This window comes from Thalassolituus sp. LLYu03 (assembly GCF_050507655.1).
Taxonomy (GTDB): domain Bacteria; phylum Pseudomonadota; class Gammaproteobacteria; order Pseudomonadales; family Oceanobacteraceae; genus Venatoribacter.
Genome location: NZ_CP191496.1, coordinates 3,134,980 through 3,146,672, shown reverse-complemented (window position 1 = coordinate 3,146,672; position 11,693 = coordinate 3,134,980). Strand labels below are relative to the sequence as shown.

The following is an 11,693-nucleotide window of genomic DNA, read 5'->3' as shown; positions in this document are numbered from 1 at the left end:
TAGTGGGATTTTTATGAAATATACTGCGTTGTTTTTAACGGTGGCGCTTACTGCCTGTGGCAATGGTGATTATCTGGCGAAAGTTGGTGATCATAAAGTGAGCAAGGGAGAGTTTTCGTCGTATCTCGCGATGAAGGGCATCGAATCCGACGCCAATGGCAATGTATTGAAGGATCTGGCTAATCGGATTGCACTGGTTGAATCCATATCGACAGAAGGTCTGCTCGACAAGGCCGGCATCGATGCTTCGGTTGAAGATTATCGACGCAATCTCATGATCAATCAGTACTTTGACAAGTTCATGACCACTCATGTCACCGATGAAGCCGTTAAAAACTATTTCTCATCCCATGCGGCCGACTATGAAGAAGAGCGTGTTCATATTGCACACATTCTGGTCAGAACCAATTCGTCGATGACTGAAGAAGAAAATCAGCAAGCAAAAACCCGTATTTACGATGTGTATTCGCGCCTGCAGGCCAACGGTGATTTTGCTGAACTGGCGGCAAGCTACTCAACCGATACCTTATCAGCTAAAAAAGGTGGTGATCTGGGTTGGCTGAAGCGTGGTTCGGTATCCCCTGTATTTACCCAGACAGCTTTCGGCCTGAAAGAGGGCGCTTATTCCGAGCCGGTGCAGACCGAGTTTGGCTTTCATATTTTGAAAGCACTGGAGTCGCCGAAGGTCATTAAAAAGTCGTTTGATGAAGTTAAAGGCGAAATCCGCCACATGCTGAAAGCTCAAGCCAAGCAGGCCGAGCTGGATCGGTTGTTGGCGACAACAGATGTCGAGATTTATTCGGATAAATAACATGAAGTGCCAAGTACTGCTGCTTTCTGCACTGTGCGCGCTGACGGCTTGCTCTGATAACAGCCCGGAAGTCGTTAATGACAAGATGGTTGCCCGCGCCGGTTCCGCTTACGTTACTCAGGGTGATGTCGATCACCATCTGCAACGCTTCGATCCGGCTGCGCGCATGACTATTATTGACGATAAGCAGCAATACCGCCGGCTGGTGGAAAGTATCGCGCTTACCCGTGTTATGGCGCAGAAGCAACAGGCGTCTATGACAGCGGAACAGATGCACGATTTTGATCTGGCGATTCAGGCCTACCGCGATCAGATGCTGGCAAAGTCCTATATCGAAGAAAACGTGCAGCGGCAGGTTCCCGACCGAAAAGCAGTGGAAGAGTATTATCAGGCGCATGCCAGCGAATTTGGTCAGCGCAAGCAATACGCAGTGACAGAGATTCAGGTGCCGGATAGCTGTGCGCTAAGCAAGCCTCTGCTGGAACCAGTTCTGGACAAGTCACGTATAACCGAGCTGCAGAAAATGGGCTGCAAACTGAGCAGCAGCGAGCGCAAAGTGACGGCGGAACAAGTGGCTGAATACTATCCGGCGCTTAAAGATAAGCTGGTTGCAGATCATGCGTACTGGAGCAATGTTGCTGGCATTTCCTTACTGCTGTCAGTTACTGCCATTACAGAGGTACCGGCCCGTCCGCTGTCGGAAGTGACCTCCGAAATACGCCGGAGGCTGGCGCCCGAGTATTTAAAGCAGTCGCTTGAGCAAGAGCGCGTGAAGCTGAATAAGGAAATCGAGTTTCTCGACTAAATCTATGAATAAACACCTGATAGCAGTCATTGCCATAATAATGATGGGCCTGACCTCAACGGCGCTGGCCTACCAGAATCAGTGCCAGGGATTATTTGCTAATGGTCTGGAATCCCATAAACCAGGCGTAGTGAATTTCGGCTGGGCTGCCACAATGGATGGAGGGCAGCCAGAGATCAATGCCGAACGGGTGTTTCATAGTCGCTGGAATTATCCGTGTGACGGCAGGAGCTGCACGGCAACGGGTGAGGCTTCGGTTTCGTTTCCGTCCGTTGACCTGCAGAGTCACATTGGTGATGTGTCGGGTAATACAAGGCCCGCCAATGACGATAAGAAAAATAAAAAGCATGAAGGTAAGCCGGAAAAAGATAAGAAAGAAAAGACACACTCTGATAAACACGAAAGTGGCCGATATACTTCAGCCTCACCCGCCCCGGTTTCTGTATACGTCCCGGCATTTGGCACCGTAACCTTGCCGGGAAAAGGCGGTGTTACCCGCTTTTCAGCGGTTGATCTGAACGCCTTTTCTGATCTTATTTTGGTTCCTGGCGATTATTACATCGATTCACTGAACATGGGTTTTGATACCAGGCTGATCTCCTCTGGTCCTGGGCAGCTGCGTTTATTTGTGAAAAATTTGTATGTCGGAACCAAAGCTATGTTGGGCGAGCGGCAGTCTATGCCACTGCTCAAAGTAAACAGCGTCACAATTGCAAGTTTTGGTACCGTTAATGCGTTCATTTACGCTGATGGAAATGCAGAGGTTGGTAATTTTTCTGTGGTGAGGGGCAGTATTTCAGCCTCAGATATCTACCTTCAGGCGTTCGGCCGAGTCGAATACAATGCTGCTGAACGCCAGAAAATTAACTACGGCTGGATTTGCGACTACGATCAGGACGGCATTTATGATGGCTTTGATGACGACGCTGATAACGACGGATTCAGTAATGCGACGGAAGCGCTGGCAGGAACTGATCCATTCAGTGCAGATGATGTACCTTCTGATACTGACGGCGATGGTGTTGCTGATGTTGAGGATGACGACATTGATAACGACGGTTACACCAATGCCGAGGAAGAAGCCGCAGGAACCGACCCTTACGACTCCGGGAGCTTTCCGCAGCCGGAGCCACCACAGCTGATATTGGCGACTGCCAGCGGCCAAACTCTCTATGCCGATCGGATTACGATTACCGGACAGGTGCTTGCCGGTGATCTGCCACTGGCTCGTGTTACCGTGACTGATAGCACAGGTACTCGTCTGATTGCGTTAAATGCCAATCGCTACTTCTCTGTCGATTTAAGTTTAGAAGAGGGCAGTAATCATTTCCTGTTTACAGCAGAGGACGAGCAGGGCAATTCAGCAGAGGAAGAAATTGACCTTACCTACGTGGTACCGTTCCGTATTAATTCCATAACACCGGCCACCGGACACATTTCTGCCGAAGAAACCGTTGCCGTCAGCGTTAAGCTGACCGCCGTCGAAGCGCAACCAAGCGTGCATATTGATGATGCACCGCTGTCATTGCAGTCGCAGGGCGGCGACCAGTATGTGTATCAGGGTCAAATTACACTGAAACCGGGTGATAACGCGCTTAATGTCCGCGCAGTAGCCAAGCAGCGCTCCATTCAGCAAGTGCTTAACTACCGCTTTGAGCCGGATGATGCTTCCTACCCGGCACCGCAGATAACCATCAAGGCTCCTCAGGCACAAACACGCAGTCGTCACGCAACAACGTCGCTGTATGCCGAAATTGCTTCCCGCACTGGGCGGCTGACCGCCAGCATTAACGGCGTGCCCGCCACGGTCGCAAGCCTGGCGGACGATCTCTACAGCGTCTCAGCCGCCGTTGATCTGAATGCCGGTGAAAATACCATCACACTGACGGTAACCGATGCGCTTGATAAGCAGGCATCGTCGTCTGTTCTGGTCATACGCGATACCGAGGCACCACGACTGGTACTGAATAATAACTGGCTGCCCGCACCGGACATTAATCAGCTGGCTGAAACCTCTGTGCTTATCAGTGGTCAGGCGCTGGCCGACGATGTCAGCAGCGTCAGTGTTAACGGTACCGATCTGGCCTTAACCCAGATCAGTGGCGGTTATTCATTCAGTCATAGTCTGCGCATACAGCCGCAGCAGGACGTGCTGCTCAGCCTTGTTGCAGCGGACGATCTGGGTAATAAACAAACGCAGGATTACTATCTGCATTCCATCAGTGCCCTCAGTATGAGCTGGATCAGTCCGAATTTTCCTGTCACCTGGTTTTCCGATCGGGGCACGGGCTATCCATTTGCTGTGCGTCTGAGCGGCGCAGCCGGTAGCGAAAGCTATTCCGCCTACCTGAATCCGGGCAAGGTTCCAGTTACGATTCAGAAGGCCGGCGATATTCTGGCCGGAACTATGCCTTCGCAATTAAGTAACGGTGATTACACTCTGATAGTAGAAGCCGTTTACGGTAGCCAAAGTCAGACTCTGCAAGGTTCCATTACCGTCACCAATCAGGAAGATCTTCCGCTCGAAGTGGTCAGCCTGCTGCCGGAAAATCAGGCCGGGGGTATTGAACCCGACTCGCCACTGCAGGTGACCTTTAATCGTCCGGTTAAACCGCAGGATCTGAGCTTCACTGTCAGAAAAACCCTGCATGGCAAAACCTATGTTAACGCCGATGAGTCGGGTGCCGACTTCCTGCATAGCAAGGGCTATCAGCTGCAGGAAGTACACTTCTCACGTCAGCCGGTTGCTGGTGGTATCTCGCTGGTAAACAACGACCAGACCGCCATTTTCTACCCTCAGGGTGACCTTGGTTACAACGCTCAGATCGACTGGGAAATAACTTACGCTGATGCCGTCGTATCACGACAGACGTTTGATACCCGAGGTTTGCCGACCTTCATAGAAGGCGGTGTGGTCGATAGCCTGAATCAAATCCGTGCCGACCTTGATGTTGAAATTGAAGAGCTGGGCATTACAACCCGGACCAACAACGATGGCGGCTATACCTTTGGCTACAAAGCCAAAGCATCCGAAAATATCCCGGATGGTGACTACCATCTGCTTGTGAATAAAAGCCGAAGCGATATGACACTGGGGAGTGTGCGTGTACCTGTGTCGGTAACAGGTGGGATTCTTAACCACATGGCCGTAATCCGTGTACCGAACACCAGCAGCGAAATACTGCCGGTACCCGTAGCCGAACGCGTAACCAGCCTGCGTCTGGCTAATGGTGATCTGACTCTCGATCTGAATGGTGCAGATCTTAACTTTCCTCACACCGAGCGTTCGGTGCATGCACAGTTTGTAACCGCCTCTCAGCTGGTGCGTGACACTATGGATGGTCTGGCCCCGCTATGGTTCTACCAGTTGCAACCCTTTGGTATAAAACCTTCCTCTGCCATTAATCTCAGCCTGAAGTTGCCTGCATTAATGGGCAGTTATAACTATCTTCCTGGCGGTGAGCAGGGAGAATCCTATGCGCTGCTGCTGGGCTATAACCCGCAGAAGAACATTATAGAAGCGGTAGGCCTTGGGAAAATTGCTGGCACAACCCTCACATCTGCTCTGCCGGTTAATTACGCAACGCTCGACTACATCGGCTACAGCCCACTGCTGCCGCAGATGCAGGAAGCCGCCGAACAATATCTGAATCAAAAGATCAGTTTTGCTGAACTGGTCGCTAAAGCCATGCTGGAACGCCCATGAAATTAAGGACTCTTTTTTTACTGCCATTGATGGTGCTGGCTTCTGCTGTGCAGGCGCTTAATCCTTATGGATTTGAAACCTTCGTGCACCATGGTCATGTGTATGCACGCAGCGTCGTGACCACCGACGATGGCAAGCCGATATGGGCGGAATACAACGAGCATGGCGGCCACTCAAAAATCAACAGTGTTACCGGAGTTGAAGGCTTTGTGCTGGCGGCCAGTCAGGTAGGTGGTTTTATCACCATGCTCGATCTTTTTCGCGCGCAATATGATGGCGATATTGAACTGATGCCGGTTTCTCAGTTTACGGGGCAGACCTTTCAAACCTCCGATGGACGAGACATCAGCAACTGGCCTGCGTTGCCGGCTGATGCCATCAGTGTAGCGATCCCTGGAAAGGCACGACGTCACTCCGACAATGGCGCTTATATAGAATATTACAGCTTCCCGGTGGATATGCTGGCATTACCGTCTACTGTGTCGCCTGATGATAAAAGTATGCTGTTTAACGAAGACGGCAAACTGATTTACACCAGCCCTGAGCGTATCGGTTATTTAACCGCGTTTTATCTTAAAGATGGTAAGACCGTACCGGACGATGCGGCCGAATACGAAAATACTTCAAGTCTGATCAGCCTGGCGAGGGAAGGATATAAAATCCTCGACCCGGTACCTGGAGTATTTATTGAGGCAATTACCGGTTATCGCAATGGCATAGCGTATAGCCGTCCCGACGGATCTTACCGCCTGCAGGCGTGGTTGAGCCCTTGTCCGGGATTTCAGTATCAGGCGAGCACAACGGCTTATGCCACTTTTTATTACGCCAACTTTAATCCCCGAGGTTCGCCGCGTATTCCCTATTATCTGATGCATACCAGTTATGACAACTGTATCGGGTACGGAGCATTCCCGCCGGGAAATGATCTGGGTGCATTGAGCGCTCAGCTAACAGTCATCGGCATTATCTCATCTGCGCCGGACAACATCACAACACTCAACTATGCCGTAGGCGTTAATGTGCTCAGCGGACGCGTCCTGTTTGCCGGAGCGAGCATTGGCGATGCCACTGAATACAGCGCCGAAACAGCTGCGCAGAATTTCTATATGGCGGCCGACGATTACGACGGCGATGGCGAAAAAGACAAAACCGTGCGCGGCACCATAAGCGCCGAAGGGCAATTTGAAGCCAATGCCGAGGGTAACGTGTATGGTGTTTACTTCAGCGCGAATGAGCGCATCGACGGGCAGCCGAATATTACCCGCATTATGGATCTGGCGCCCGATCTGCAGCACAAAGGCCTGCTGAAAACCGTCTCGCTGGACGACGTTAAGCAGACCGATATTCTGGTGTTCCGTGAGTCGACCGGCGAATTAATTACCCAGCGCTCCGGCCTGAACGAGCATGAATATTCCGATGCCAGCCGTACTGTGCTGGATGGCGATAACAACTTCGCTTACACCCTGGCGATCCGCAGTCCGGAAGACATGCACAGCTTCAAACGTCTGGGGCACGATAACTTCGTCACCTGGCAGGCTTCCAACAAAATGAGCCCGGCACTGCAATCGTATAAAGCCGACTTCTTGCGTACCGGCGAGCAGGTGCGGGTTGTCGCCATTAACCGCCCGACCGGCTATATAGGCACAGCTACCACAGTATTAACATCAGCAACCGACGGCGGTGACCTGACGGTACGCGTGCCGCCCGTGGTGCTGACACCGCCCAACCTGAAAGTGTGGGCTACCCGCCGCCATCAGGGGCAGGGGTTGCTGAAAAATTCCGACGAAGAACGCACCACCATCAGTAACGAAGGCGCGGCCACTACAGACGACAGTCTGGTTGAGATTCACACCGAATGGCTGGATCAGGATGGCTACCCTCTGCCGGCCGGACTGGCGGGTTACGGCTACACCGGACGGCTGACCAAACAAATTGACAGTGCCGACAGCGGCGATCCGTACGACAACAGCGTTGCCGAATTTGATATTAACCCTGGCCGCCAGCTGCAGGTGCTCAATTTCGACAACAACCCGTATCACCATTATCTGCAGGTGAATGGTTACCCCAGTGGTGAACAGAACGACTTTTCGGCCGGCGATCATACAGGTGCGTTGCGCCACCGCCCGGCGCAATACGTACCCGTACGTGTGCCGCTGTATAACGAACAGGGCAGCATAGAAGACAAGCTGGCCATTGCTGCGCAGGAACAAAGCACGCGTAACCTCACACCACGATTCAACTGGGTTTACCGCCCTGAGCTGAGCTTCAGTGTGGTGGATCTGGAAGTCGAATCCATTATCCAGAAGAACGAGGATTCCGCTACCGACAGTGGCAATCTGCTCGATGACGATATTCCAGCCATCAATAATTCATACGATCTGGTGGAGGTTATTTTCAACCTTATTGGTTCAGAGTATGAACGCATAACGGCATTGGATGGCGAGCAGCAATACATTTTCGCGCTGGGTGATCAGGAGATTGAAGTCCGCATTGATAAAGGCGAAGGGAATGAACAACAGATTCAGTTCACCAATCTGGATTATTTGTCGCAGCTGGATGTGGAAGACTACCTCACGCTCAGTCTGTACCTGAATCAGGATGCGCAGAACGTGCTGTGGGAGTGGGGGTTTGAGGACCTGATTGTTACCTCGCGCGATGTTGATAACGATCTCGAGACAGATGACGTCTATTACGTAAGTGCAGATGACCCTGTTGTCCCTATCATTGCATTGCTTAACGGTTATTCAGACCGGGACCCGGAATTAAAAGCGCCAATGAAATTGCGTTGGAAAACCAATAACGGCAGCCTGTCGGTTTCTCAGGAAGTAAATGAAACCAACGGCATATTCAAAACAGATCTTACTATGCCCACTCAGGCTGGCAGCCGTGCTCAGCTGACAGCTGAATTGGTCGGTAGCGACAATATTAATTACTTCAAACCTGTTGAGGTTATTCCGGGAGCACCCGCCAATATAGTGGTCCGGCAATCTGCAGGTGCAGCATCGATCGGTGTTCTGGAATCCGCATCGCAGGAATATGAGATCACCATTACCGATGCGCACGGCAATATTGTCTCTGATGGCACCAGTGTGGCGTACGCGCTCGACGGCTACGCAAAAACGGTCAATCAGGAAACCGCGACCACAGCAGGCAAAGCTCATGTAACGGTTACAGGCTCTGAGCGTTTCGATGATGCTGTCAAACTGACAATCAGCTCAGGTGCTGCGACCAAAGTGGTTGATCTGGCAAGCCTGCAGTTAGTTGTATCCATTGATATGCCTGATGAAATGAAGGTTGGCACCTCCCAGCAAGCCACTATAACGGTCGAAAATCCGGCGGGTTCAGCAGAGGGGTTGGAAGTAGCTGTTTCAGCACCTCATCTGGGAGTCGCAGAGCAGACGATAGTTCTGGATGCCGATGGTAAGGCGACTGTGACCCTGATGGCGCCCCCAGTACCGGTTGATACCTATGTTCACGCACGGGTTGGCTATGCAGGCAGTGATCGCAAGCAAATCAGAGTGGTTGCGCCTGACGCCAGCATCGCGGCGGCGAATTATCGTCCGTTACTTGGTGAAAAAACTCAGGCGGGTGCATACAGCTACGAACGTTTTGATGGCGTTCAGTTGGATCTTGGCTACGAAGTTGAAAAGAGCGTCACTCTCAAGGCTAATGCAGGTGAGGTGATTCATGTCGTGCTTGGCGATGCCTATTTCCCGAACAACATGCCGGAATTTGCGCTGGCGCTGGATGCCAGTTCGTTGCTGGCGTTCAGTAGTGACGCTCCCAAGGATGATACCGGTATCTACAGCGTTACCGCAGGCGGCGTAACACTGGATGCTGCAAGTATGTACGGTATGGGCAGCAGTTCCCGCTTTGACGGTAGTGCCTCCATTACATCGCCCGCTGCAGTACTTGCGGCGGTACAGCGCCCGAACTGGGCAATGGCCATTAAACCCGAGCAGGCCGGTACGCTGGTCAATCTGGGCGGTGGTCAAAGTCTTGGGATCGCCGGTGGTGAAATTTTCTACCGCATTACCACAAGCGATGGTACCTATCAGGTAAGAACACCTGTCCAGCTGGATAAGTGGCAGAAAGTTGCCGCCCGGGTTACAGATACTCAGCTCGAATTATATGTTGATGATTTCAGCAGCCCCGCCACAGCCACCTACAGCGGTACCATATTGCCGGGTAATGGCGAGTTGACCATAGGCAGCAATTTCACCGGTCTGATGCAGGAGCTGCGCTTTTACAATGGTCAGTCGCAACCGTTACTGGCGATTAATAATCAGGGAAGTGATATCAGTATTCAGGCGGACAGCACTGGCAGTGCGACTGTTGGGGTCAACAGTCTGGGTACCCTGAACGCTGCCGGGCAAACCCTGGGGCTGACCTACGTACATCTGGTTCATAATGGCCAGCGCACACATATCCCTGTTATCAGCGAAGAAGGCTTTAAGCAAATTGGTGCCAGCGCAGCCAATATTGCATTGATTGGACCACCACTGGTCTTAAGTGACGTTACCGATTACAGCGATTATGACCCATGGGGGGCAAGTTCACTGCCGTTCAGCAGTCTTATGCCACAGGCGCATGCGTCTTCCTGGCTGATGGAAGGGCTGGATCTCTTTATTCCTGTCAGCTCCGTCTTAAATGTCGTTGAACAGATTGGAAAAATAGGCACCGAAGAGTTTGATCCTGTTGTGTTGGTGGTAGCAGTTCTGGATGTGGCGATATCCTTCTCAGGACCTTTAGCTCCGGCACTAAAAGCGGCATTTAAACCATTGGCAAAACTACTGACCAATCCGGCCACCAAAAAACTGGTCGGCATTATGGGGCCGTTTCTGGGTAAAGTTGCCGAGCGAGTGGTCGATTCAAAAAGCATTGACCCTCTGTTAAGTCTTTTGCCATTCCTCATGATTGTGGGTGAAATTGCGGCGGACGAAGAAGCACGGGAAGCCATTCCCATCATCTTCGACGCCATCAGCAGCTCTGAAGATCTTCAGGTGTGGTTCGATTATTTCAACTTGCCGGAAGATGGATGGGAGGGGGATGTTCAGCCATCGCTGGAGCTTGAGTTGGCAAGCCTCGACAGCAGTGCGCTGCCATTAGGAGTGGTGGTGCCACAGGCGTATGCGGCGAACGGGCGGAAGCGCTTGAGTGGAAAACAGGCCTCGGAAAAAATCCGTAGAACACTTGCAGCCCTCAAAAAAGGAGAAATTACCAGCAAAGAAGCCGCAGCCCATATTACCCGCGCGATGGACGACATCATTTACGCGGCTAAAAATATCCCGGACGCAAGGGCGATTGCGACTGCCACTCAAACTCTGATCGCCGGGGGCGCACTACTGGCGACTAAGGGCGGGGTACGCCGTGTACGCGACCTGCTGAAAGGCAATAACGGCCCCGAGAAAATGCGTACGCCGATACTTCTGCAACTGGCGGCTATCGCCTATATGGAGAGTAAAATTGGTTGTGCAGAAGCGGGGTGTATTGGCTCAGATACCCAACTGGCCAGAGGTTTCAGAAGCCTCTACCTCAAATCCTTTGCCACGATTGCCACCGGCGAATACAAAACGCAGAACACCGTCAATGGCAGTCAATACCATCTGGTGATGGCCGCCTTGCTGCATGCATGGGGCGAAGCTGGGAAAAGCCCGTATGGCAAATTAGTGTCCATTGAGCAACAAGCGAACATATACCTGCAATCACGCAGCCCTAACGCTGATTATGTGACGCCGCGGGTAATACGGCCTGATGAATCCGGAGACTTTGAACGTATGGTCGACCTAGTCACCCAGCAAGGAGCTGATAAACCCCAGTTTATTGAGGTAAAGTCTTATCTGGGTGTGCAAGACGGTAAAGAGCGGACGGAATCACAAATTAAGGCTTCCTTCAGTATCTGGGAGTATAAACCCACCAACTCGAAGCAGAAGCCGCACAAACAGTATCTGCTTGACCGGATTATGGCGACGGATAACCAGTTAATTAAAGATCCAATTGCCAGGAACGAACAGCAGCAAGCCAGTGAAATCCATTGGTTTTTCCAGAAGTTTAAGCTCAAAACCCGCTCCGGCCTGACAGACAAGCAGATGGACGTTATCCGTAGCCAACTGGCGCAGAACGCCAGTGGTGAGAACAAGAAAATCTCTGCCTCTCTGGGTTACAAAAAGTATGCTCTTGCGGCATCTAAAACTCAGGCTGGCAAAGATATTAAGCGCTTCGGTCTAACTACTATCATTAAAGACAGTAGTTCAGAAGTAGTATCGGAAATCTTTAATCTCGACGCGCTGAGTGATGACCAGAAAGCGAAAGAAATTGAACGTATACAGAAAGCGGTATTCGCTCTGATCGACGAAACTTAAGAGACAGAA

General features: G+C 51.6%; 4 protein-coding genes. All 4 read left to right on the top strand.

The window, feature by feature from the left end:
• The first annotated feature begins 13 nt into the window (after positions 1-13).
• Genes ACQUQU_RS14160 through ACQUQU_RS14145 form a run of 4 tightly spaced genes read left to right on the top strand, consistent with a single transcriptional unit; the run spans position 14 to position 11,684 of the window.
• Positions 14-811, top strand: a complete 798-nt coding sequence (locus ACQUQU_RS14160; RefSeq protein WP_430460353.1) for a peptidylprolyl isomerase — start codon at positions 14-16, stop codon at positions 809-811.
• Position 812: 1 nt separating this feature from the next.
• Entirely contained in the window at positions 813-1,616 is an 804-nt protein-coding gene (locus ACQUQU_RS14155; protein ID WP_430460352.1) for a hypothetical protein, read from the top strand.
• 4 nt (positions 1,617-1,620) lie between these two features.
• Positions 1,621-5,322 carry a hypothetical protein gene (locus ACQUQU_RS14150; protein ID WP_430460351.1) on the top strand — a complete coding sequence of 1,234 codons (3,702 nt, stop codon included), beginning with the start codon at positions 1,621-1,623 and terminating at the stop codon, positions 5,320-5,322.
• Positions 5,319-11,684 (top strand): hypothetical protein, encoded by a 6,366-nt coding sequence (locus tag ACQUQU_RS14145; protein WP_430460350.1) that lies wholly within the window; start codon positions 5,319-5,321, stop codon positions 11,682-11,684. The genes ACQUQU_RS14150 and ACQUQU_RS14145 overlap by 4 nt, the downstream gene beginning before the upstream one ends.
• The last annotated feature ends 9 nt before the right edge of the window (positions 11,685-11,693 follow it).

Bases quoted from the DNA above. Each gene is read 5' to 3' on its own strand.
- ACQUQU_RS14160 (WP_430460353.1), top strand. From the start codon at position 14: ATGAAATATACTGCGTTGTTTTTAACGGTGGCGCTTACTGCCTGTGGC.
- ACQUQU_RS14155 (WP_430460352.1), top strand. From the start codon at position 813: ATGAAGTGCCAAGTACTGCTGCTTTCTGCACTGTGCGCGCTGACGGCT.
- ACQUQU_RS14150 (WP_430460351.1), top strand. From the start codon at position 1,621: ATGAATAAACACCTGATAGCAGTCATTGCCATAATAATGATGGGCCTG.
- ACQUQU_RS14145 (WP_430460350.1), top strand. From the start codon at position 5,319: ATGAAATTAAGGACTCTTTTTTTACTGCCATTGATGGTGCTGGCTTCT.